This is a genomic window from Burkholderia multivorans ATCC BAA-247 (assembly GCF_000959525.1).
GTDB lineage: Bacteria > Pseudomonadota > Gammaproteobacteria > Burkholderiales > Burkholderiaceae > Burkholderia > Burkholderia multivorans.
The window spans coordinates 272049-294634 of the sequence record NZ_CP009830.1; the positions used below are offsets into that span (position 1 = coordinate 272049).

Genomic DNA, 22586 nt, shown 5'->3' on the forward strand with positions numbered 1-22586 from the left:
TCGCGGCGGCGCCGCGCACCGCCGCCACGCGCGCGGCGGCGTGGCGGGCATGCGCGCGGCACGGAGCGCGCGATGAAGCTCTACGAAAAGCTCGCGGACGACATCGAGCGCTTGATCCGCCAGGGCGTGTACCGGCACGGCGACCGCATACCGTCGGTGCGTCAGGCAAGCCAGCAGCATCGGATCAGCATCACGACCGTGCTGCATGCGTACCTGCTGCTCGAAAGCCGCGGCTTGCTCGAAAGTCGGCCGCAGTCGGGCTACTTCGTGAACCTGCGCCGCGACGACGCGCATGCGCCGGTGCGCGAACTGCGTGCGTCGAAGCCGATCGCGATCTCGTCGTCGGTCGACGTGAGCCGGCTCGTGCTGTCGACGCTGCGCTCGATCGGCACGGACGACGCGGTGCCGCTCGGCTCGCCGTATCCGGACCCGAGCCTGTTTCCGTTCGAGAAGCTGAACCGCTACGCGTATGCGGCCGGGCGCGACAAGTCGCTGTGGGGCGTGACCGACGGGCTGCCGCCCGGCCATCCGCGGCTGATCCGGCAGATCGCGCGGCGCTACCTCGAAAACGGCATGTCGGTCGATCCGAACGAGATCATCGTGACGGTGGGCGCGACGGAGGCGATCAACCTCTGTCTGCAGGCGGTCGCCAAACCGGGCGACACGATCGCGGTGGAGTCGCCGACGTTCTACGCGATGCTGCACGCGATCGAGCGAATGGGGATGAAGGCGATCGAGGTCGCGACGCATCCGGAATACGGGATCGACATCGCGGCGCTGGCGGCGATCGCGAAGTCGCAGCCGATCGCTGCGTGCATGGTGATGCCGAACTTCCAGAATCCGTTGGGCTTCCAGATGCCGGACGAGCGCAAGCGCGAGCTGGTCGAGTTCGCCACGCGCGCGAACATGCCGCTGATCGAGAACGGCGTGTACAACGAACTGTATTTCGGCGACTCGCATCCGAGCACGCTGAAGTCCTACGAGCGCAGCGGCATCGTGCTGCACTGTTCGTCGTTCTCGAAGAGCCTGACGGCCGCGTACCGGATCGGCTGGGCGCTGCCGGGCCGCTATCGCGATCAGGTCGAGAAGCTGAAGTTTCTGAACACGCTCGCGACACCGTCGCTGCCGCAGCTCGCGATTGCGGAGTTTCTCGAACGCGACGGCTACGAGCATCACCTGCGGCGCTTGCGCAAGGCCTATGCGCAGCAGGCGAACCTGATGCGCGCGATGGTGTCGCGCTTCTTTCCGGAAGGCACGCGCATCTCGAGCCCGGCCGGCGGCTACGTGCTGTGGATCGAGCTGCCCGCGCAGGTCGACGCGATGCGGCTGTATCAGCTCGCGCTCGACGAAGGGATCACGATCGGGCCCGGCTACATGTTCTCGATCACCGACAACTATCGAAACTTCATCCGGCTGAACTACAGCAGCCCGTGGTCGCCGGAAATCGAGCAGGCCGTGATTACGGTCGGCAAGCTGGCCGCCGGTTGCGTGCGCTGACCGACGCGCGGCGCGAGCCGCTCAGCGCAGCGACCACACGCCCCAGATCGCGATCAGCAGGCCGACGCCGAGGCCGCAGCCGAGCAGCAGGTAGGTTTCCATGTCGAATCTCTGAAGTGGCACGATGCCGGCGATGCGGCCGACCTGCGCATCGTACGCTTGCGAGCTTTCAGAACCCATGCGCACGCGCCGCCGAATCGCGCTCGCGTGCGGCAGCGCCGTCGGCTGCCGTCCCCGGCGCGGTCGGTGTCGGCGTGTGCGGTCGCACGCCGGATTCTCAGATCGTCTGCAAGGCAGCGACGAGCACGACCAGCAGCACGGTGCGGCGAAACCGCGTCGGCGACATGCGGTCGCGCAGCGGCCGCACGGCCCACATGCCGGCGATCGCAGGCAGGCTCGCGGCGGCCGAGATCGCGAGGTCCGCGGCGCGCGCGCGCGGCGCCGCTGATCGTCGCGATCGGCGTGACGTCAGCCGCCCGTCACGGGCGGAAAGAACGCGACCTCGCTGTCGTCGCGGACGACGAAGTCGCCCGTCACCATCTCGAGATTCACGGCGGCCCGCACGGGCCGGTCCATCCGCAGTGCGTCGGCGCTGCGTGCATCGCGCGCGGCGAGCGTGCCGCGCAGCGCGTCGACCGTGAGTTCGCTTGCATCGATGTCGACGGTTTCCTCGTCGACCTGCAGCTGTTCGCGAATGCTCGCGAAGTACTTGATCGTCAGTTTCATGTCGTTCAGCCCCAGCGACGCATCGCCTGATCGTCGAGCGCCTTCGCTTCGACCCAGCCCGACGCGCCGTCCTGACGCATCTCCTTCTTCCAGAACGGCGCGTGCGTCTTCAGGAAGTCCATCAGGAATTCGCATGCGTCGAACGCGGCCGCGCGATGGGCGGCCGCGACGACGACGAGCACGACCGGATGGCCGAGCGGAATGCGTCCGACGCGATGCACGATCCTGACCGTCTCGAGCTGCCAGCGAGCGGTCGCTTCTTCGACGATGCTCCAGAGCGCCTGCTCGGTCATCGTCGGATAGTGTTCGACTTCGAGCGCGACGACGTCGTCGATGTCGCCTTCGTTGCGCACGACGCCGAGAAAATTCACGACCGCACCGACGTGCGGATTGCGCACGATCGGCGCAAGCTCGACACCCGCATCGATCGGCTGATACTGCACGCGCACTTCGAAGCCGGCGGCGATCGCCGGCAGCGGCGCGCCGTGCGGCACGGCCGTTTCAGGTGGATGTTCGCCGCGCAGCGGATCGTCGGGCGGTTCGGCGTGGGGTTCGGTGAAGGTCGTCATGACGGTTCTCCAGGAGGCGATCGGCCGGCATCGCCCGGCGGCGTGTCAGCCGCCGACGAGCGACATGCGCACGGTCGGATAGGGATGGCGCGGCGTGCGGGCGGCACGCGCGGCGCGTTGCTCGGATGCGCGGTCGCCGCGCTGCGTCCAGCGCGCGCGAACGGCGGCGACGAGGCCGTCGAGCGGCGTCGCATCGTCGAGCCACGGCCGCAGATCGGTGCCTTGCGTCGCGAACAGGCAGGTGTAGAGCGTGCCGTCGGCCGACACGCGCGCACGCGAACACGTGCCGCAAAACGGATGCGACACGCTCGCGATGAAGCCGACTTCGCCGCCGCCGTCGACATGACGGCAGCGGACCGCGGTTGCGTCGTGCGCGGGCCCGCCGACGGTGACGAGCGGATACTCGGCGTCGATCAGCTCGCGCATCCGCGCGGCCGTCACGACCTTGTCGTGCGACCACCCATAGGCGCCGCCGACGTCCATGTATTCGATGAAGCGCACGCTCACGCCCGTATGACGGAAGTGGCGCACGAGCGGCAGAATCTGATCGTCGTTCGCGCCGCGCTCGATCACCGCATTGACCTTCACGGGCGCGAGGCCCGCGGCCTGCGCGGCTTCGATGCCGGCCAGCACGCGCGACACGGGTACGTCGGCATCGCTCATCCGGCGAAACACCGCGTCGTCGAGCGCGTCGAGGCTGACGGTCACGCGCGCGAGCCCGGCGTCGCGCAGCGTGCGCGCTTTCGCGGCGAGCAGCGCACCGTTCGTCGTCAGCGCGAGCTCGACCGGACGGCCGTGGACGGTCGTCAATGCGGCGAGCCGTTCGATCAGCGTTTCGAGGTGGCGGCGCAGCAGCGGCTCGCCGCCGGTGATCCGAATCTTTTCGACGCCGAGCGACACGAACGCGCGCGCAATCCGTTCGAGCTGCGCGAACGACAGCCGGTCGGCCGGCGGCATGAACGCATAGTCCGAGCCGAAGATCTCGCGCGGCATGCAGTAGCCGCAACGGAAGTTGCATCGATCGATGACGGACAGCCGCAGATCGCGCAACGGGCGGTCGAGCGTGTCGACCGTGCGGAGGAGGGCGTCGGACGCTGCGTCGCCGGACACGGCGGCGCCGGCCGGCGCGGCGGAAGCGATGGCGTTCACGATCGGTTCGTCGGCCTGCATCGGGTAAGCGGGGCGGCGTCGCGGTGCGGTCGCGTGCGGATGCACGGGCCGCGGCGAGCCTCCTCGTGAGGATAGTGCGCGCGCGTGGGCCGGCAGAGGCACAATCGCACGCGAAATGCAGGGATACAGTTCGCGTCGGCGGACGCTGCGCGCAGCCTGGTCATGCGAGCCAGCGCGCGAAGTCGTAATACGGTACGGCGTCGCCGCGCGCGATCCGTTCGCCGGCCGGCACGCGCGCGAGACCGCTCGCATGCGCGAGCGAGTTCAGCGTGCCCGCGCCCTGCTGCCGCAGCGCATCGAGCAGCGGCAGCCCGTTCGGCGCGACGTCGCAGCGCACGCGGATGAAGCGCTCGCGTTGCGGATCGGGTTCGACGTCGATGTCGAGCGGCAGCGACGGCACGACCGGCAGCCGCTCGGCACGCCCCTGCAGCCGACGGATCAGCGGCGCGACGAACAGCGCGAACGCGGTCGTCGCGGCGCCCGGATTGCCGGGCAGCAGCACGACCGGCCGCGCATCGAGTCGCGCGAGCGCGACCGGCTTGCCGGGCTTCATCCGCACGCCCGACACGACGAACGACGCGCCGAGCGCGTTCAGCGTGCCGCGCAGCAGATCCTTGTCGCCGACCGATGCACCGCCGACGCACACGACGAGCTCGCAGCGTGCATGCAGGTCGCGCAACGCGCGCTCGACGGCGTCCGCGGTGTCCTGCGCATGCAGGTTCGCGACGACGGCCGCGCCGGTGCCCGCGACCAGCGCAGCGAGCATCGGCGCATTGCTGTTGTAGATCTGTTGCGGCGCACGCGGCGCGCCGCACGCGACGAGTTCGTCGCCCGTCGTCAGAATGCCGACCCGCAGCGGCGGCCGCACGCCGAGCGTCGACACGCCTTGCGCGGCCGCGACGCCGACGTGCATCGCGCCGAGCCGGACGCCGGCCGGAATCAGCAGATCGCCCGCGCGCAGTTCCTCGGCGCGCCGCCGGATATGCGTGCCGGCGCGCGGCGGGGCGTCGAACGTCACGCGGCCGTCGCGCTCGTGCGCGTGCTCCTGCATCACGACCGTGTCGGCGCCGGCCGGAATCGGCGCGCCCGTGAAGATCCGCGCGGCCGTGCGCGGCGCGAGCGGCGCAGGTGCATCGCCGGCATAGCAGCGCTGCGCGACGCGCAGCGGCTCGGCGCCGGCCAGATCGGCGGCGCGCACGGCGTAGCCGTCCATCGCGCTCTGGTCGACGTGCGGCTGATCGAGCGAGGCGAACAGCGGCGCGGCCAGGATGCGGCCGACCGCATCGGCGAGCGGCACGGTCACGGCCGCATCGAGCGGCGCGAACGCGGTCGCGAAATACTGCTGGGCGGTATGGAAATCGAGCAAGGGTTTCATCGCGACAGGGTGGAAAGGGTGGCGGCCGGCGACACGTATTCGACGAAGCCGTCGTTGCGGCAGAAGCCGAGGAGCCGGATGCCGGCTTCGCGCGCGACGTCGATCGCGAGCGAGGTCGGCGCGGAGATCGTCGCGAGCATCGGTATCCCGACGCGCGCGGCCTTGCGCACGAGCTCGTAGCTCGCACGGCTCGACAGGAACACGAAGCCTGCGCCGAAGTCCGCGCGGCGGCGTGCGAGACAGCCGATCAGCTTGTCGAGCGCGTTGTGACGGCCGACGTCCTCGAACACGTCGAGCACGTTGCCGTCGCGGTCGCACCACGCGGCCGCGTGGATGCCGCCCGTCTCATGCATCAACGTCTGCCGCGCCGGCAGCGTGCGCGCGGCGCGCGCGACGGCGTGCGCTGCGATGTCGGTCGCGCTGCCGGCGGCCGCGATGCGCGGCGGATGCAGATCGAGCTGCGCGATGCTTTCGATGCCGCACACGCCGCAGCCGGTGCGGCCGGCGAGGGCGCGGCGGTGTGCCTTCAGCGCCATGAATGCCTGCTGCGACACGGTCAGCTGCACTTCGGCGCTGCCGGTCCGGTACACGGTGTCGATGTCGAATACGTCCGACGCGCGCTCGACGATGCCTTCGCTGAGCGCGAAGCCGACGCCGAACGCGTCGAGATCGATCGGCGTCGCCATCATCACGGTATGCGAGATGCCGTTGAACACGAGTGCAACGGGGCATTCGTCGACGACGCGATCGACGACGCGCTGCGACGCGCCGGCACGGTGACGCGTCACGTGACAGCCGATGCTGCCGGCCGGCGCTTCGTCGCGAACGCAGGATTCCATACGGGTTTCTCCAGTCGAATCGGCCGGCCTGCCGGCGGCGTCCCGCGCGCTGCGCCGGACGACGGCGACGGGCCTGCCGCGGCGCCGCGCCGCGTGGCGCAGCCGTGCCGAGCGGGCTTGGGAAACGATCTTAAGCGCGTTCGGCGCGGCCGCGTGTGCACAGCGCCGCGGCACGGAAAGCAGTACAGCTGGCGCCCGTTTGCACGCGCAACCGGTTTTCCGTGTACACATCTTCGGCGACGCGGCGAGCACAGTTTCGATGCGCGCGAGAGCGATTGCGCGTATCGTTCGAAACGCGCTATCGTCATTCACGCTTCGATGCCGTGCGACGTGGTCCAGCTGCGCTCGTACATGCAATCGAGCCGTCGCGCGATTTCCTGTTTCGGGCGCACGTCCTCACAACCACGAGCACATTACGATCATGGAAATCTTCGATGCGTTCCATCTCGCGCGCTTGCAATTCGCGTTCACGGTGTCGTTCCACATCGTGTTCCCCGCGATCAGCATCGGCATGGCGAGCTTCCTCGCCGTGCTGGAATGGCGTTATCTCGTCACCGGCGACGCGGCCTACAAATCCATGTTCCAGTTCTGGTCGAAGATTTTCGCGATCGGCTTCGGGATGGGCGTCGTCTCCGGCGTCGTGATGGCCTACGAGTTCGGCACGAACTGGTCGGGCTTCTCGCGAATCGCGGGCAACATCACGGGGCCGCTGCTTACCTACGAGGTGCTGACGGCGTTCTTCCTCGAAGCGGGCTTTCTCGGCGTGATGCTGTTCGGCTGGCAGCGCGTGAGCCCGCGCGCGCATTTCTTCGCGACGCTGATGGTCGCGGTCGGCACGCTGATCTCGACGTTCTGGATTCTCGCGTCGAACAGCTTCATGCAGACGCCGCAGGGCTACCGGATCGAGAACGGCCTCGTCGTGCCGGTCGACTGGTTCAAGGTCGTGTTCAACCCGTCGTTCCCGTATCGCCTCGTGCACATGACGATCGCCGCGTTCATCGTCGCGGGTTTCATCGTCGCCGCATGCGGTGCATGGCATCTGCTGAAGGGGCGCCGCGACGAACCGGTCAAGCGCAGCTTCTCGATGGCGCTCTGGATGCTGCTGCTGCTCGCGCCGATCCAGATCGTCGTCGGCGACGCGCACGGCCTCAACACGCGCGAGTATCAGCCGGCGAAGATCGCGGCGATCGAAGGGCTGTGGGAGACCGAGAAGGGCGGTACCGCGCTGAACCTCGTCGGCCTGCCCGACATGCAGGCCGAGACGACGCGCTATGCGATCCAGGTGCCGCACCTCGGCAGCCTGATCCTCACGCACAGTTGGGATGGCGAAATTCGCGGACTGAAGGAATTCGCGCCGCAGGATCGCCCGTACTCGCCTGTCGTGTTCTGGACCTTCCGGATCATGGCGGGCCTCGGGATGCTGATGCTGCTGACCGCGCTGCTCGGGCTGCTGCTGCGCAAGGGCGGGCGCCTCTATGAAACGCGCTGGTTCCAGTGGTTCGTGCTCGGCATGGGGCCGTCGGGCATCGTCGCGCTGCTCGCGGGCTGGATCACGACCGAAGTCGGCCGGCAGCCGTGGACCGTCTACGGCGTGCTGCGCACGGTCGATTCGGTGTCGCCGCTTACGGCGCAGCAGGTCGGCGTATCGCTGCTGGTGTTCGTCGTCGTCTATTTCCTCGTATTCGGAACGGGCATCTATTACATGATGAAACTGATGAAGCACGGGCCGGCCGCGCAGGCCGGGTATATCGAGCTCCACCGGCATCCGGGCTTGCGCAATCGCGCCTTGTCGACGTCGCTGGATACGGCCGAAGCGGAGTAAGCCATGCAAATCGATCTTCCTGTCGTGTGGGCCGCGATCATCGGCCTCGGCGTGTTCCTGTACGTGATGCTCGACGGCTTCGATCTCGGCATCGGTCTGCTGTTTCCGTTCTTCGACGCGAAAGCCGAGCGGCAGGTGATGCTCGATACGGTCGCACCCGTGTGGGACGGCAACGAGACGTTCCTCGTGCTCGGCGGCGCAGGGTTGTACGGCGCGTTTCCCGTCGTGTATTCGACGCTGCTGCCGGCCAACTACCTGCCGCTGATCCTGATGGTGGTCGGGCTGATCTTCCGCGGGGCGGCATTCGAGCTGCGCGCGAAGGCGAACCGCACGCAGCACATGTGGGATCTCGCGTTCATGGGCGGCTCCGCGCTTGCCGCGTTCTGCCAGGGCATCGTGCTCGGTTCGCTGCTGCAGGGCATCCGCATCGAGAACAACCATTTCGCGGGCGGGCCGTTCGACTGGCTCTCGCCGTTCAGCCTGTTCTGCGGGATCGGCGTGCTCGTCACGTATGCCACGCTCGGTTGCGGCTGGCTGATCCTCAAGGTCGACGGCGAGCTGCAGCGCAAGATGCGCGAGCTGATGAAGCCGCTGACGGCTGTGCTGCTCGGCGTGATGGCCGTCGTCAGCCTGTGGACGGTGATCGGCCTGCCGGCCGTCGCGCATCGCTGGTTCGGCAGCGGCAATCTCGGCTGGTTCCTGCCGGTGCCGGTGCTCGTCGTCACGTGCGTCTGGGGCATCTTCCACACGGTGAAGCACCGGCACGAGGCCACGCCGTTCCTCCTGACGCTCGCCATCGTGTTCCTCGGCTATACGGGGCTCGTGATCAGCATCTGGCCGAACATCGTGCCGCCGTCGCTGTCGATCTGGGATGCGTCGTCGAGCCGTTCGAGCCAGCTGTTCGCGCTCGTCGGCACGGTGATCGTGCTGCCGGTGATCCTCGTCTACAACGCGATGCAGTATCGCGTGTTCCGCGGCAAGGTGCGCGAGGGCGACATCGGCTATCACTGACCGGCGCAAGCCGGCACGGAACGGAACAGCGGCCCGCCCAGCGCGGGCCGTCGCGCATCGCAGGATGTCCGCGCGCACGCGCGGTCAGTGGGAATACTCACCATGATCGTCAGACCAAGACAAAACTGGCTCAGGATGCTGTTCGTATGGAACGGCTCCGTGCTCCAATCGATCATTCCGCAACTCGGTTTCATGGCGATCGTCAGCACGCTGGCGGTCTTCACGAACGGGCGCATCTTCGGCGAGAAGATTCCGCTGAACACCGCGCCGTTCACGCTGTTCGGGCTCGCGCTCGCGATCTTCCTCGCGTTTCGCAACAACGCGAGCTTCGAGCGCTTCAAGGAGGCGCGGCTGCTGTGGGGCAATCTGCTGATCGCCGCACGCGCGCTGACGTCGCAGATGCGGCGCTACCTGCCCGACAGCGTCGACGACGCGCAGCGCAACCGGCTCGCCGACTGGCTGATCGCGTTTGCCTATGCGCTGAAGCACGAGCTGCGGCACACCGATCCGCTGCCGGACCTCGAGCGCATCCTCGGCGCCGAGCGTGCGGGCCTGCTCGCGCGCAAAGCGTACCGGCCCGTCGCGATCCTCGACCTGTTGCGCGGCGAGCTCGTGCACGCGCTCGGCCGCACGCCGGGCAGCGAGACGATCTGCTGGATGTTCGACGCGCAGCTCGATGCGCTCGGCAAGACGGTCGGCGGCTGCGAACGAATCCTCTCGACGCCGATTCCGTTCTCGTACAGCGTGCTGCTGCATCGCACGGTGTATGCATATTGCGTGCTGCTGCCGTTCGGCCTCGTCGACTCGACCGAATTCTTCACGCCGCTGATCTGCGTGTTCATCTCGTACACGCTGATCGCGCTCGAGGCGATCGCGAACGAGGTGGCCGAGCCGTTCGGGCTCGCGCCGAATGCGCTCGCGCTCGACGCAATGACGCGCACGATCGAGCGCTCGGTGCTCGAGCTGGGCGAACGCGACTTGCCGGAAGAGTATGTGCCGGCGTCGACGTATCAGATCACGTAACGGCGTGCTCCCGCGCGCGCGTCGTGCGTCGCGCCGCGGTGCGATTCAGAGATTCAACGCAGCGTCGACTCCATCGCGAGCCGCGCGATCTCGGCGGACGGCCACATCAGATAAAGCAGCGCCGCCATCGACAGCAGCGCGCATGCGCGCGCGACGAGTGTGCGGTCGAGTCGGTGCAGGGTGCGGAGGTACTGCATCAATTTCTTCATGTTGCTTGCGCGGGCGCGCGGTTCCGGCGGTTGCTGCAAAGGGGCCGGACCGGCGCGCGGCGGTGTGACGATCAGGGAAAACGACGCGCATCGTACCAGTTCCGCGCGGCGAAGACCGTCAACGATTGTCGGTCCGCATGCCGTTAATCGGGGACCGTTGCGCGGGCAACGGGCTGCACGACGTTTCGTCTGAGCATTGTGCGAGGCCGACGAACGCGATCGCCCGAGACGGACGCGCGCACGGCCCGGCGCGCGCGGCCGCCTGTCAAGGCGCCGCGGCAGGGCCAGCTTTTTTCTCGCCAACGACGACAAAAAACCTCATTTCGCGCCGCGCGGCGCGTCAGCAGAATGTCTTCATTCGAACTCGCGCGACCGCCGGTGCCGCGCGGGCCGCACTTCAGAAGGAGACAGACGTGACAGTCGAAACAACCGCAATCGATACGCTGGTGGTGGGCGCCGGCCAGGCCGGCGTGGCCATGAGCGAGCACCTCGGCAAGCTCGGCGTGCCGCATCTCGTGCTCGAGCGCGACCGCATCGCCGAGCGCTGGCGCACCGCGCGCTGGGATTCGCTGGTCGCGAACGGACCCGCGTGGCACGACCGCTTTCCGGGGCTCGAATTCGAGGGCCTCGATCCCGACGCGTTCGCATCGAAGGATCAGGTCGCGGACTACTTCGAAGCCTATGCGCGCAAGATCGGCGCACCGATCCGGACCGGCGTCGAAGTGACGAGCGTCGTGCGCCAGGCGGGCAAGCCGGGCTTCGTCGTCGAGACCTCGGCCGGCCGTATCGACGCGATGCGCGTGGTGGTCGCGACCGGCCCGTTCCAGCGTCCGGTGATTCCGCCGATCGCGCCGCGCGACGCGCGCCTCACGCAGATCCACTCCGCCGACTACCGCAATCCCGCGCAACTGCCGGACGGCGGCGTGCTCGTGGTCGGCGCCGGCTCGTCCGGCGTGCAGATCGCCGATGAACTGCAGCGCGCGGGCCGCCGCGTCTATCTGTCGGTCGGCCCGCACGATCGCCCGCCGCGCGCGTATCGCGGCCGCGACTTCTGCTGGTGGCTCGGCGTGCTCGGCGAATGGGACAAGGAAGTCGCGACGCCCGGCCGCGAACACGTGACGATCGCGGTCAGCGGCGCGCGCGGCGGCCACACGGTCGATTTCCGCGCGCTCGCGAAACAGGGCGTGACGCTGGTCGGGATGACGCGCGCGTTCGACGGCGGCGTCGTCACGTTCGAAGCGGATCTCGCGGCGAATCTCGCGCGCGGCGACGCCAACTATCTCGCGCTGCTCGACGCGGCCGACGCGTACGCGGCACGCAACGGCCTCGATCTGCCCGACGAGCCCGAAGCGCGCCGCATTCTGCCCGATCCGGACTGCGTGACGCATCCGCTTGCGACGCTCGATCTCGCGGCGGCCGGCGTCACGTCGATCGTCTGGGCGACCGGCTATGCGGTCGACTACGGCTGGCTGAAGGTCGACGCGTTCGCGGAGAACGGCAAGCCGCAGCATCAGCGCGGCGTGTCGAAGGAGCCCGGCATTTATTTCGTCGGATTGCCGTGGCTGTCGCGACGCGGATCGAGCTTCATCTGGGGCGTGTGGCACGACGCCAGGCACATCGCCGATCACATCGCGACGCAGCGCAAATATCTCGACTACCACACGGGCGCGCAGCGTCGTGCGGCGCAGGACGCCGGCAGCGCGCCGGCCGCGTGCCCGCTCGCGGACGCGCTGAGCTGAACTTGACTCAGCGTCGCCGCCCGATTTCACGCGCCCGCCGCACGAATGCGCATCGCGCACGGTGGGCGTTTCATCCGACACGAGACCCGAACGAAGGACACCGATGAGCGAACCGACCCATACCCGCATCCGCATGTTTAACACGCGCGACACCTATCCGAACCAGTCGCTCGACAACGATCTGTGCCAGGCCGTGCGTGCCGGCAATACCGTCTACGTACGCGGCCAGGTCGGCACCGATTTCGACGGCAATCTGATCGGTCTCGGCGATCCGCGCGCGCAGGCCGAGCAGGCGATGAAGAACGTCAAGCAGCTGCTCGAGGAAGCGGGCAGCGACCTCACGCATATCGTGAAGACGACGACGTACCTGATCGACCCGCGCTACCGCGAGCCGGTGTATCGCGAAGTCGGCAAGTGGCTGAAGGGCGTCTATCCGATCTCGACGGGCCTCGTCGTATCGGCGCTCGGCCAGCCGCAATGGCTGATGGAAATCGACGTAATCGCGGTGATTCCCGACAACTGGCAGCCGAACCGCACGCAGGAGGCGGCATGACGTTCTCGATCGTCGGGCGCTGCCCGGAGACGGGGCAGCTCGGGATCGCGATCAGCTCGTCGAGCATCGCGGTCGGCGCGCGCTGTCCGTGGGTGCGTGCGGGCGTCGGCGCGGTCGCGACGCAGAACGTCACGCTGCCGGCGCTCGGCCCGCAGATCCTCGACCGGATCGAGCGCGAGCAGTGCGCGCCGCGCACGGCGCTCGACCGCGCGTTGAGCGCGAACGGCTGGAGCCAGTATCGGCAGGTCACGGTGATCGACGGGCAGGGGCGCACCGCGTGCTTCACGGGCAGCGAGGCGCTCGGCACGCACCACGCGGCGACCGGCGAGCAATGCGTCGCGGCCGGCAATCTGCTCGCGTCGACCGGCGTGATCGATGCGATGGTCGAGGCCTTCGAGCGCGCACACGGGCTGCTCGCCGATCGGCTGCTTGCCGCGATGCACGCGGCGGTCGCAGCCGGCGGCGAGGCGGGGCCCGTGCATTCGGCCGCGCTGCAGGTCGCGGGCGATCTGACCTGGCCGATCGTCGATCTGCGCGTCGACTGGGTCGACGCGGCGCCGATCGCGCAGCTCGATGCGCTGTGGCGCGCGTACCGTCCGCAGATGCACGACTACCAGACACGCGCGCTGGACCCGACCGCCGCGCCGAGCTACGGAGTGCCCGGCGATGAATGACGGAGCGAGCCGCGCGCTGCTCGAACGGCTGATCGGCTTCGCGACGGTCAGCCGCGATTCGAATCTGGCGATGATCGATTTCATCCGCGACTATCTGCGCGGCTTCGGGATCGAGAGCGAACTGTTCTACAACGCGGAACGCACGAAGGCGAGCCTCTACGCGACGATCGGCCCGCGCGGCGGCGGGGGGATCGCACTGTCCGGCCATACCGACGTCGTGCCGGTCGACGGACAGACCTGGACCGTCGATCCGTTCCGGCTCACGGAACGCGACGGTCGCCTGTACGGACGCGGGACCGCAGACATGAAGGGCTTCATCGCGTCGGTGCTGGCCGCGGTGCCTGCATTCGTCGCGCAGCCGCTGCGCGAGCCCGTGCATCTCGCGTTTTCGTACGACGAGGAGATCGGCTGCGTCGGCGTGCGGCCGATGCTCGAGGCGCTCGCGCAGCGCGCGGATCGTCCGCGCCTCTGCGTGATCGGCGAGCCGACCGAGCTGAAGCCGGTGCTCGGCCACAAGGGCAAGCTTGCGATGCGCTGTCACGTGAAGGGCGCCGCCTGTCATTCGGCGTACGCGCCGTCGGGCGTGAACGCGATCCACTATGCGGCGAAGCTGATCGGCCGGCTCGGCGAGATCGGCGACGCGCTTGCGCGTCCCGAGCACCGCGACGGCCGCTTCGATCCGCCGTTCTCGACCGTGCAGGCCGGGCTGATCGACGGCGGCCGCGCCTTGAACATCGTGCCGGCCGAATGCACGTTCGACTTCGAAGTGCGTGCGCTGCCGGGCTTCGACGCAGAGAACGTGCCGCGCGCGCTGCAGGATTATGCGGAAACGGAACTGCTGCCCGCCATGCGCGCGGTGCAGCCCGATACCGACATCCGGCTGCAGCCGCTCGGCGCCTATCCGGGCCTCGCGACCGCGCGTGACACCGATGCGGCGCGGCTGCTCGCGATGCTGACCGGCTCCGACGCGTTCGGCACCGTCGCGTTCGGCACCGAGGGTGGGCTGTTCGGCGCGGCCGGCATTCCGGCCGTCGTCTGCGGGCCGGGCAGCATGGATCAGGGGCACAAGCCCGACGAATTCGTGACGCTCGCGCAGCTGCACGGCTGCGACGCGATGCTCGCGCGGCTGGCCGCGCATCTCGCGCAACGCGCTTGATGCACCGACGTTCGACGCGCCGACATGCCGGCGCTCGAACGCGGCGCCGTGCGCTAGCGAGGCGGCGCCGCGTGGATCTGTGCGAGCCGTTCGCGGCTGAACTCGACGAACGCCTGCGCCTGCTTGGTCAGCTGCCCGCGCTTGAGCCGCGCGCTGACGAGCCCGGACGGGCTGACCGTTTCGCTGATGCCGATCGTCACGACGCGGCGGCCGTCGTACGTGTATTCCGAATGCGGGCGCGTGACGAGCAGCGAGAACCCGAAGCCCTGGCCGACCATCCCGCGCACCATCTCGATCGACGGCGACGCGAACACGATGTTCGGCGTGAGCCCCAGTTCGTGAAACAGGCTGACGAAGTAGGTGCGGCTCGGCTGCACGTCGAGCAGGATCATCGGCTCGACGCTCAGGTCGTGCAGCGACACCTGCGCCTGGCTCGCGAAGCGGTGGTGTTCCGGCAGCAGCACGTACGGCTGCTGCGGCGGCATCAGCGGCTCGGTCTCGATCGTCGCGTCGAGATCGTGATCGTAGAGAAACGCGAGATCGAAGCTGCCGGCCGTGAGCCCCTGCACGAGTTCCTGCTGATCGCCGTCGCGCAGCCGGATGTCGACGCCCGGATAGCGCTCGCGAAAACCGGCGATCAACTGCGGCAGATACAGCGGCGCGACCGTCTCGAAACAGCCGATGTCGATCTGGCCGGACACGACGTCGTTGTCCGCGAGCGCGTTCTGTTCGAATTCGCGCGCGATGCGCAGCAGTTCCTGCGCCTTCCGGTAGAAGCGCGTGCCGCTCGGCGTCAGCGACACGCCCTGCGCGTGATGGCGGATGAACAGCATCACGCCGAAGCTTTCCTCCAGACCCTTGATCGCGCTGGAAATCGACGGCTGCGCGATGAACAGCTGGCGCGACGCCTCGGCGACGCTGCCGGCCTCGACCGTCGTCACGAAGTATTTCAACTGCCGCAAAGTGTAGTGAGCCACGAAGCACCTCTATCGCTCGGCCTGGCGCCGCGCGGGGGCGGCGGTTCCAGGATGTCGGGGTAGCACCATACCCGAACAATTCCGCGGCCGCGATCGTCGCTGCAGAGCTTTTTCATATGGCTCGGAAATATTTTTAGTATTTTCCGGTCGCCCCGCGCGTGGCGCACCATCGTCTCCGACATCGACCGCGCCGGCACCCGCCGCGCTGCACAGGAGACATCATCATGACGACCGCGGACCGCAACGCGTCCCCAATGATAGAGAAGCATACGATCGGCTACGTGCCGCCCGCAGACCGGCACGGCAAGGTGCGCGATCTGTTTACGCTCTGGTTCGGCGGCAATATCGCGCCGCTGCCGATCGTGACGGGCGCGCTCGGCGTGCAGATCTTTCATCTGAACCTGATGTGGGCGATCGTCGCGATCGTCGTCGGCCAGGCGGTCGGCGGCGTGCTGATGGCGCTGCATTCCGCGCAGGGGCCGCAGATGGGCATCCCGCAGATGATCCAGAGCCGCGCGCAGTTCGGCTCGTGGGGCGCGCTGCTCGTGACGGTCATCGCGGCCGTCATGTACGTCGGCTTCTTCGCGTCGAACATCGTGCTCGCCGGCAAGTCGGTGCACGGAATTGCGCCGGCCGTGCCGGTGCCGGTCGGCATCGTGATCGGCGCGGTTGGCTCCGGGTTGATCGGCATCGTCGGCTACCGGTTCATCCATATCCTGAACCGGATCGGCACGTGGGTGCTCGGAATCGGCATCGCCGTCGGCTTCTGGATGATCCTGTCGCACGTGAGCACCGACGATTTCCTCACGCGCGGCGGCTTCAACTTCGCGGGCTGGCTCGCGACGGTATCGTTGTCCGCGCTCTGGCAGATCGCGTTCGCGCCGTACGTGTCGGACTATTCGCGCTATCTGCCGGAGAACGTCGGCGTCGCGTCGACGTTCTGGGCGACCTATCTCGGCTGCGCGATCGGCTCGACGCTCGCGTTCATCTTCGGCGCAGTCGCGGTGCTCGCGGTGCCGGCCGGCGCCGACACGATGGACGCGGTCAAGCAGGCGACGGGCGCGCTCGGCCCGCTGATGCTCGTGCTGTTCCTGCTCAGCGTGATCAGCCACAACGCGCTGAACCTGTACGGCGCGGTGCTCGCGGTCATCACGTCGGTGCAGACGTTCGCGTACCGGTGGATTCCGACCGCGAAGGCGCGCGCGGTGCTGTCGGTCGTGATTTTCGTGGCGTGCTGCTACGCGGCGATCGGCGCGTCGACGAACTTCATCGGCCACCTCGTCGATCTCGTGCTCGCGCTGCTCGTCGTGCTGGTGCCGTGGACCGCAATCAACCTGATCGACTTCTACGTGATCCACAAGGGGAAGTACGACATCAAGTCGATCTTCCTCGTCGACGGCGGCATCTACGGACGCTTCAATCCGCAGGCGCTGCTCGCCTATGCGGTCGGGATCGTCGTGCAGATTCCGTTCATGAACACGCCGATGTATGCAGGCCCGATTCCCGCGCATCTCGGCGGTGCGGATCTGTCGTGGCTGGTCGGCCTCGTGCTGACCTCGCCGCTGTACTACTGGCTCGCGACGCGCGACAGCGCGTATCGCCGCAAGCAGACGGCCGCGTCGCTGCCGTCGAGCGCCGCGCGCTGAGCCGGGCGCGCGACGCGGGCGGCAAGCGCTGCGCGGCCGGCGCACGGCATGCCGCGCGCCGGCCCGCCGCTCAGACGGTCGCCGAGCGCACGACGCGCACCGGCACCGACTTGTACGACGGCGTGCCGCTTTCCTTGTCGATATAGTCGAGCGGCACGAGCACGTTCGCTTCCGGGTAGTACGCACCGACCGAGCCGGGCGCGATGTCGTACTCGATCGCGGTGATCTTCTCGAGACGCAGCGTGCGGCCGGACGCGCTGATCGTCTCGATGTCGACGAGATCGCCGTGCTCGAGACCGTACTTCTCGAGATCCGCCGGATTCATGAACAGCACGTCGCGCCGCCCGAACACGCCGCGATAGCGATCGTCGAGCCCGTAGATCGTCGTGTTGTACTGGTCGTGACTGCGCAGCGTGATGAGCCGCAGCACCTGCTCGCCGCCGAGCACTTCCGCGTCTTCCGCGACGCCCTTGTACACCGAGAACATCGCCTTGCCGGTCGGCGTCGGCCACACGCGTTCGGTCGGCGGCAGCGGCAGCCGGAAGCCGCCCGGCGTGCGGATCCGTTCGTTGAACGCTTCGAAGCCGGGAATCGTGCGGTCGATCAGATCGCGGATCCGGTCGTAGTCGGCGATCAGGTCGAGCCATGCGACCTTGCTGTTCGGCAGCGTCGCATGCGCGATGCCGGCGACGATCGCGGGCTCCGAGCGCAGATGCTCGGAGGCCGGCTTCAGCTTGCCGGCCGACGCATGGACCATCGACATCGAATCCTCGACCGTCACCGACTGCGGGCCGCCGGCCTGCACGTCGAGCTCGGTGCGCCCGAGCACCGGCAGGATGTAGGTCTCCTTCGCGACGAGCAGATGCGAGCGGTTCAGCTTCGTGCCGAGATGCACGCTCAGATCGAGCTTCGACATCGCGGGGAACGACTGCTCGGGATCGGGCAGCGCGACCGCGAAATTGCCGCCGAGACAGAGCAGCGCCTTCGCGGTGCCGTCGATCATCGCCTGCATGGCCTGCACCGCGTCGTGACCGTGATGCGACGGCGGCGTGAAGCCGAACACGTCCTCGAGCTTCTTCAGGAACTCGGCGGACGGCTTTTCGGTGATGCCGACCGTGCGGTTGCCCTGCACGTTCGAATGGCCGCGCAGCGGACAGATACCGGCGCCCGGCTTGCCGATGTTGCCGCGCAGCAGCAGCAGATCGGCGATCAGCCGCACGTTCGCGGTGCCCTTGTTGTGCTGCGTGACGCCCATCCCGTACGTGACGATCGTCGCGTTCGACTTCGCATAGGCGAGCGCGACCTGTTCGAGCTGTGCCTGGCTGAGCCCGCTCGCATGCTCGATGTCGTCCCACGACGTCGCTTCGAGATCGGCCGCGAATGCGTCGAAGCCTTCGGTGTGCTGCGCGATGAACGCGCGATCGAGCACGTCGCCGCGCTCGGCCTCGAGCTGCAGCAGCGCCTTCATGATGCCCTTCAGCGCGGCCGCGTCGCCGCCCGCATCGACCTGATAGTACGTCGATGCGATCCGCGTCGAACCGAACGACGCCATCTCGATCATGTCCTGCGGATCGGCGAAGCGTTCGAGCGCGCGCTCGCGCAGCGGATTGAACACGATGATCGGCACGTGGCGGCGCGCGCATTCGTGCAGCGTGCCCATCATCCGCGGATGGTTCGTGCCGGGATTGTGGCCGATCGAGATGATCAGCTCGCACCGGTCGAAATCCTCGAGCGACACGGTGCCCTTGCCGATGCCGATCGACTGCGGCAGCCCGACGCTCGTCGGCTCGTGGCACATGTTCGAGCAGTCGGGGAAGTTGTTCGTGCCGAGTTCGCGCGCGAACAGCTGATACAGGTACGCGGCCTCGTTCGAGGCACGGCCCGACGTATAGAACTCGATCTGCTCGGGCGGCAGCGCGCGCAGCACTTCGCCGATGCGCGCGAACGCGTCGTCCCATTCGACCGCGCGGAACGTGTCGGTCGCGCGATCGTAGACGAGCGGATGCGTGAGCCGACCCATGTTCTCGAGCTCGTAGTCCGACATGCGCAGCAGCGAGGAAACCGTATTCGCCGCGAAGAACTCGGGCGTCACGCGCTTGGTCGTCGCTTCCCACGTGACGGCTTTCGCGCCGTTCTCGCAGAACTGGAACGTCGACTTGTGCTCCTTGTCCGGCCACGCGCAGCCGGGACAGTCGAAGCCGTCCGGCTGGTTGGTGCGCATCAGCGTGATCGGTGCCTCGATGGTCTCCATCTGCGTGCGGACGGCCTCGGCTGTCGCGCGAAGCGCGCCCCAACCGCCGGCGGGCCCGTCGTACTTCCTGATGCCTGGCACTTCGCGTCGATTTGTCATGTGATTCTCCATCAGCTGCGCCGCCGTGCGGGCAGCCCGGGTTGCGCCGTGCGACGGCGGGGACGTCTGCGCCCGGCGGACGCAGACGCTCATGCGCGCCCCGATGTCGGGCCGCGCGGGTTCATCGGCGGCCGGCGCGCGCGGCGACGTGCCGCCGCGCAACCGGCCGGGGCCTCACGGCGCGTCCTTCTTCGCGCCGGACGATTTCTTGCCGGACTTCTTCGCGGGCGGCGGCACCTCGGCCGGCGCGCCGTCGCTCGCGCCGGCCTCGCCGTCGGGCCGGCCGTCGGCGGCAGCGGCACTGCCGTTGCCCTTCGCGCTGCCGTTGCCGGCCTGCTTGGCGGCCTTCGCATCCTTCGCCTCGTCCGGCGCCAGCTTGTTGAACGTCACTTCGCCGCGGCCCTTGTCGTAGTCGACCTCGACGCGATCGCCGGATTTCAGCGCGTCCGCGAGGATTTCCTTCGCGAGCCGCGTCTCGATCGTCTGCCGCACCTGACGCTTCAGTTCGCGCGCGCCGAATTCCGGCTGATAGCCCGCTTCGGTCAGATGCTCGATCAGCGATTCGCCCATCACGAGCTGGATGTCCTGCGCGGCCGCGGTGCGTACGACGCGATCGAGCTGGATCTGCACGATCGAGCGGATGTTCTCCTTCGACAGCGCATGGAACACGATCACTTCGTCGATCCGGTTCAGGAACTCGGGGCGGAAGTGGCCCTTCAGCACCTGCATCAGTTCTTCGCGGATCGCCTTGTCGGTCTTGCGCGCGGCTTCCGGCTGCGTGAGGTTGTCCATGATGATCGCCGCGCCGAGGTTGCTCGTCGCGATGATGATCGTGTTGCTGAAGTCGACGACGCGTCCCTTGCCGTCGGTGAGCCGGCCGTCGTCGAACACCTGCAGCAGCACGTTGTAGACGTCCGGATGCGCCTTCTCGATCTCGTCGAGCAGGATCACGCTGTACGGGCGGCGCCGCACGCGCTCGGTCAGCTGACCGCCTTCGTCGTAGCCGACGTAGCCGGGCGGCGCGCCGATCAGCCGTGCGACCGCGTGCCGCTCCATGTATTCGGACATGTCGATCCGGATGATCGCCTGCTCGTCGCCGAACACGCTTTCGGCGAGCGCCTTCGCGAGCTCGGTCTTGCCGACGCCGGTCGGCCCGAGGAACAGAAACGTCGCGATCGGCCGATGCGTCTGACCGAGCCCCGCGCGCGACAGGCGCACCGCATCGCTGACCGCGACCACCGCGTCGTTCTGTCCGACCACGCGCTCGCGCAGCTGCTCTTCCATCTTCAGCAGCTTCTGACGCTCTTCCTGCGTGAGTTCGGACACCGGAATGCCGGTCAGGCGCGAGACGACCTCGGCGACCGATTCGACCGTGACCTCGAGCGTCTCGGAGCCGGTCTTGCGCTGCCACGCTTCCATCTTCTCGTCGAGCGCCTTCTGTTTCGCGTTGATCCGTTCTTCGAACTGCTTCGCCTCGTCGAAGCGCTTGCGCGAGGTCGCGTAGTCCTGCTCGCGCTTGAGCTGCGCGATCTGCGCTTCGTCTTCCTGGATGTCGACCGGGCGCGAGGTCGCGCCGATCCGCACGCGCGCGGCCGCCTGATCGATCAGGTCGATCGCCTTGTCGGGCAGAAAGCGCGACGTGATGTAGCGGTCCGCGAATTCGGCGGCGGCGACGAACGCGTCGTCGGAGAACGTGACCTGGTGGTGCGCTTCGAGGCTGTCGCGCAGACCGCGCAGGATCACGATCGTCTGCTCGACGCTCGGCTCCGGCACGAATACGGGCTGGAAGCGCCGCTCGAGCGCCGCATCCTTCTCGATGTACTTCTGGTATTCGTTCAGCGTCGTCGCGCCGATCAGGCTCAGCTCGCCGCGCGCGAGTGCCGGCTTCAGCACGTTGGCGATGTCGAGCCCGCCTTCGCCGCCGCCTTGCCCCGCGCCGACGATCGTATGCAGCTCGTCGATGAACAGGATCAGTTCGTCCTGCTTCGCGGTGACCTCGTCGATCAGCTGCTTCGCGCGCTCCTCGAACTCGCCGCGATATTTCGCGCCGGCGACCATCGAATTGATGTTGACCTCGACGAGGCGCTTGCCGCGCAGCACTTCCGGTACGTCGCCATTGACGATCCGCTGCGCGAGCCCTTCGACGATCGCCGTCTTGCCGACGCCCGGCTCGCCGATCAGCACGGGGTTGTTCTTCTTGCGGCGCGCGAGCACCTCGATCGCGTTTTCGATTTCCTGCGCGCGGCCGAGCACGGGGTCGAGCTTGCCCTGGCGTGCAAGCGCGGTCAGGTCGCGGCCGAACTTGTCGAGATTCGGCGTGCCGGTCGGCGTGTCGACGCGGCCGTCTTCGGCGCCCTTGCCCACGACCTTCACGACCTTCTGGCGCAGCGCCTCGGGCGTCACGCCGTATTTCTTCAGCAGCGTGCCGGCGATGCTGTCCGGCACCGATGCGAGCCCGATCAGCAGATGCTCGGGCCCGATGTACGAATGGCCGAGATCGCGCGACGCCTGGAACGCGTACTGCACGGCCTTTTTCACGCGCGGCGAGATCGACAGCTTCTCGAGCGACTGGTCCGGATCGGCGTTGCCGGTGTGCGCATGTTCGTCGATGTAGGCCTTGATGTCCTGCGGCGACAGCTTCAGTTCCTTCAGCAGTGCCGCGCATACGTCGGTGTCGGCGAGCGCGTACAGCAGGTGTTCGGTGTCGAGTTCGTTGCGGCGCAGCTCGTGTGCCTTCTCGGCCGCGCGCTGCAGCAGCTCGAGCGTCTGCTCGCTGAACGCGTCGGTCGGATCGACCGATTCGCGCGGGATTTCCGCGGCGAGCGGCGATGCTTCGCCGAGGCCGCCGAACAGCGACGACGGACCGCCGCCGAGCAGCGAGTCGAACGGATTCAGCATGCTCTGATGGCGCATCAGCTGCCGGAAGTGATAGTCGCAGATCGAGATCGTCTTGCGTTCGCCGTCCTGCATCACGGTGGCGCGCGCAACGGCGGGCCGGGCGTGACAGATGTCGCAAAGTGCGGGCATGGTGGTCTGGCTCCTGTCAATGAAAGTGGATCGAAGGGCGACGTCCCGATGCGTGGCGGCAACGGAACGTGCTGACCGCGACACGCGGCGCGGCGCGGCGGCGCGCGCTCGGCGCCCGTACCGTCGCGCAGCGCGCGACGCGGCAGCCGGCGACGGCGTTCGGCACCGCGTACGCGCGCGCTTCGTGGAGCCCGCGGCTCGACTTCGACTGCGTTCAAAATAG

19 protein-coding genes are annotated in these 22586 nt (G+C 68.0%); 9 read left to right on the forward strand and 10 right to left on the reverse strand.

The window, feature by feature from the left end; all coding sequences use genetic code 11:
- The first annotated feature begins 72 nt into the window (after positions 1-72).
- Complete coding sequence (locus NP80_RS01220) at positions 73-1497, forward strand: aminotransferase-like domain-containing protein (RefSeq protein WP_045592804.1); 1425 nt, start codon at positions 73-75, stop codon at positions 1495-1497.
- A gap of 21 nt (positions 1498-1518) precedes the next feature.
- Here NP80_RS01220 and NP80_RS31335 read toward each other — a convergent pair whose 3' ends face one another.
- From NP80_RS31335 to fdhD, 6 genes are all read right to left on the reverse strand, one after another.
- Positions 1519-1677 carry a hypothetical protein gene (locus NP80_RS31335; protein ID WP_006407359.1) on the reverse strand — a complete coding sequence of 53 codons (159 nt, stop codon included), beginning with the start codon at positions 1675-1677 and terminating at the stop codon, positions 1519-1521.
- A 288-nt stretch (positions 1678-1965) separates the two neighbouring features.
- Positions 1966-2223, reverse strand: a complete 258-nt coding sequence (gene moaD, locus NP80_RS01225; RefSeq protein WP_006398844.1) for a molybdopterin converting factor subunit 1 — start codon at positions 2221-2223, stop codon at positions 1966-1968.
- 5 nt (positions 2224-2228) lie between these two features.
- Positions 2229-2792, reverse strand: coding sequence for a molybdenum cofactor biosynthesis protein MoaE (locus tag NP80_RS01230; protein WP_006409425.1), 564 nt, complete (start codon positions 2790-2792; stop codon positions 2229-2231).
- A gap of 45 nt (positions 2793-2837) precedes the next feature.
- Positions 2838-3962, reverse strand: coding sequence for a GTP 3',8-cyclase MoaA (gene moaA, locus NP80_RS01235; protein ID WP_035946209.1), 1125 nt, complete (start codon positions 3960-3962; stop codon positions 2838-2840).
- A gap of 160 nt (positions 3963-4122) precedes the next feature.
- Positions 4123-5337 (reverse strand): molybdopterin molybdotransferase MoeA, encoded by a 1215-nt coding sequence (locus tag NP80_RS01240; RefSeq protein WP_035946207.1) that lies wholly within the window; start codon positions 5335-5337, stop codon positions 4123-4125.
- The gene (gene fdhD, locus NP80_RS01245; RefSeq protein ID WP_006409429.1) at positions 5334-6176 is read right to left on the reverse strand and encodes a formate dehydrogenase accessory sulfurtransferase FdhD; all 843 of its coding nucleotides are present in this window, start codon (positions 6174-6176) and stop codon (positions 5334-5336) included. Before fdhD ends, NP80_RS01240 begins: the two co-directional genes overlap by 4 nt.
- A 421-nt stretch (positions 6177-6597) precedes the next feature.
- Here fdhD and NP80_RS01250 point away from each other — a divergent pair, with 421 nt between their 5' ends.
- The 3 genes from NP80_RS01250 (at position 6598) to NP80_RS01260 (ending at position 10032) form a co-directional block, all read left to right on the forward strand.
- The gene (locus tag NP80_RS01250; RefSeq protein ID WP_006407367.1) at positions 6598-7998 is read left to right on the forward strand and encodes a cytochrome ubiquinol oxidase subunit I; all 1401 of its coding nucleotides are present in this window, start codon (positions 6598-6600) and stop codon (positions 7996-7998) included.
- 3 nt (positions 7999-8001) lie between these two features.
- Positions 8002-9009, forward strand: a complete 1008-nt coding sequence (gene cydB / locus NP80_RS01255) for a cytochrome d ubiquinol oxidase subunit II (RefSeq protein WP_006407368.1) — start codon at positions 8002-8004, stop codon at positions 9007-9009.
- A gap of 102 nt (positions 9010-9111) precedes the next feature.
- A complete protein-coding gene (locus NP80_RS01260; protein ID WP_006408542.1) occupies positions 9112-10032 on the forward strand; it encodes a bestrophin family protein in 921 nt (306 codons plus the stop codon).
- A gap of 53 nt (positions 10033-10085) precedes the next feature.
- On the opposite strand, the gene NP80_RS31195 is transcribed toward NP80_RS01260, so the two are convergent.
- Positions 10086-10241: a hypothetical protein gene (locus NP80_RS31195; RefSeq protein WP_006408543.1), complete on the reverse strand. Its 156-nt coding sequence runs from the start codon at positions 10239-10241 to the stop codon at positions 10086-10088.
- Between the two features lie 413 nt (positions 10242-10654).
- Between NP80_RS31195 and NP80_RS01270 the strand changes: the two genes are divergently transcribed.
- The 4 genes from NP80_RS01270 to argE all read left to right on the forward strand — a co-directional run bounded on the left by NP80_RS01270 (position 10655) and on the right by argE (position 14363).
- The gene (locus NP80_RS01270; RefSeq protein WP_006408878.1) at positions 10655-11980 is read left to right on the forward strand and encodes a flavin-containing monooxygenase; all 1326 of its coding nucleotides are present in this window, start codon (positions 10655-10657) and stop codon (positions 11978-11980) included.
- Between the two features lie 103 nt (positions 11981-12083).
- Positions 12084-12533 carry a RidA family protein gene (locus tag NP80_RS01275; RefSeq protein ID WP_006407373.1) on the forward strand — a complete coding sequence of 150 codons (450 nt, stop codon included), beginning with the start codon at positions 12084-12086 and terminating at the stop codon, positions 12531-12533.
- A complete protein-coding gene (locus NP80_RS01280) occupies positions 12530-13207 on the forward strand; it encodes a DUF1028 domain-containing protein (RefSeq protein ID WP_006408875.1) in 678 nt (225 codons plus the stop codon). Before NP80_RS01275 ends, NP80_RS01280 begins: the two co-directional genes overlap by 4 nt.
- Positions 13200-14363, forward strand: coding sequence for an acetylornithine deacetylase (gene argE, locus NP80_RS01285; RefSeq protein ID WP_006408876.1), 1164 nt, complete (start codon positions 13200-13202; stop codon positions 14361-14363). Before NP80_RS01280 ends, argE begins: the two co-directional genes overlap by 8 nt.
- 53 nt (positions 14364-14416) lie before the next feature.
- On the opposite strand, the gene NP80_RS01290 is transcribed toward argE, so the two are convergent.
- Positions 14417-15340: a LysR substrate-binding domain-containing protein gene (locus tag NP80_RS01290; RefSeq protein WP_006407376.1), complete on the reverse strand. Its 924-nt coding sequence runs from the start codon at positions 15338-15340 to the stop codon at positions 14417-14419.
- Between the two features lie 224 nt (positions 15341-15564).
- Here NP80_RS01290 and NP80_RS01295 point away from each other — a divergent pair, with 224 nt between their 5' ends.
- Entirely contained in the window at positions 15565-16986 is a 1422-nt protein-coding gene (locus NP80_RS01295; protein WP_006398862.1) for a purine-cytosine permease family protein, read from the forward strand.
- A 70-nt stretch (positions 16987-17056) separates the two neighbouring features.
- Here NP80_RS01295 and NP80_RS01300 read toward each other — a convergent pair whose 3' ends face one another.
- Both NP80_RS01300 and NP80_RS01305 read right to left on the reverse strand, forming a co-directional pair.
- Entirely contained in the window at positions 17057-19336 is a 2280-nt protein-coding gene (locus NP80_RS01300; RefSeq protein ID WP_035946910.1) for an FdhF/YdeP family oxidoreductase, read from the reverse strand.
- A gap of 174 nt (positions 19337-19510) precedes the next feature.
- Entirely contained in the window at positions 19511-22363 is a 2853-nt protein-coding gene (locus NP80_RS01305) for an ATP-dependent Clp protease ATP-binding subunit (RefSeq protein WP_045592815.1), read from the reverse strand.
- Positions 22364-22586: the final 223 nt, after the last annotated feature.

Excerpts from the sequence above, each read along its gene's own strand:
- fdhD (WP_006409429.1), bottom strand. The coding sequence starts at position 6,176 with ATGGAATCCTGCGTTCGCGACGAAGCGCCGGCCGGCAGCATCGGCTGT.
- argE (WP_006408876.1), top strand. The coding sequence starts at position 13,200 with ATGAATGACGGAGCGAGCCGCGCGCTGCTCGAACGGCTGATCGGCTTC.
- NP80_RS01280 (WP_006408875.1), top strand. The coding sequence starts at position 12,530 with ATGACGTTCTCGATCGTCGGGCGCTGCCCGGAGACGGGGCAGCTCGGG.
- NP80_RS01275 (WP_006407373.1), top strand. The coding sequence starts at position 12,084 with ATGAGCGAACCGACCCATACCCGCATCCGCATGTTTAACACGCGCGAC.
- NP80_RS01220 (WP_045592804.1), top strand. The coding sequence starts at position 73 with ATGAAGCTCTACGAAAAGCTCGCGGACGACATCGAGCGCTTGATCCGC.
- NP80_RS31195 (WP_006408543.1), bottom strand. The coding sequence starts at position 10,241 with ATGAAGAAATTGATGCAGTACCTCCGCACCCTGCACCGACTCGACCGC.
- NP80_RS01300 (WP_035946910.1), bottom strand. The coding sequence starts at position 19,336 with ATGACAAATCGACGCGAAGTGCCAGGCATCAGGAAGTACGACGGGCCC.
- NP80_RS01305 (WP_045592815.1), bottom strand. The coding sequence starts at position 22,363 with ATGCCCGCACTTTGCGACATCTGTCACGCCCGGCCCGCCGTTGCGCGC.
- NP80_RS01240 (WP_035946207.1), bottom strand. The coding sequence starts at position 5,337 with ATGAAACCCTTGCTCGATTTCCATACCGCCCAGCAGTATTTCGCGACC.
- NP80_RS01260 (WP_006408542.1), top strand. The coding sequence starts at position 9,112 with ATGATCGTCAGACCAAGACAAAACTGGCTCAGGATGCTGTTCGTATGG.
- NP80_RS01295 (WP_006398862.1), top strand. The coding sequence starts at position 15,565 with ATGACGACCGCGGACCGCAACGCGTCCCCAATGATAGAGAAGCATACG.
- NP80_RS31335 (WP_006407359.1), bottom strand. The coding sequence starts at position 1,677 with ATGGGTTCTGAAAGCTCGCAAGCGTACGATGCGCAGGTCGGCCGCATC.
- moaA (WP_035946209.1), bottom strand. The coding sequence starts at position 3,962 with ATGCAGGCCGACGAACCGATCGTGAACGCCATCGCTTCCGCCGCGCCG.
- moaD (WP_006398844.1), bottom strand. The coding sequence starts at position 2,223 with ATGAAACTGACGATCAAGTACTTCGCGAGCATTCGCGAACAGCTGCAG.
- NP80_RS01230 (WP_006409425.1), bottom strand. The coding sequence starts at position 2,792 with ATGACGACCTTCACCGAACCCCACGCCGAACCGCCCGACGATCCGCTG.
- cydB (WP_006407368.1), top strand. The coding sequence starts at position 8,002 with ATGCAAATCGATCTTCCTGTCGTGTGGGCCGCGATCATCGGCCTCGGC.
- NP80_RS01250 (WP_006407367.1), top strand. The coding sequence starts at position 6,598 with ATGGAAATCTTCGATGCGTTCCATCTCGCGCGCTTGCAATTCGCGTTC.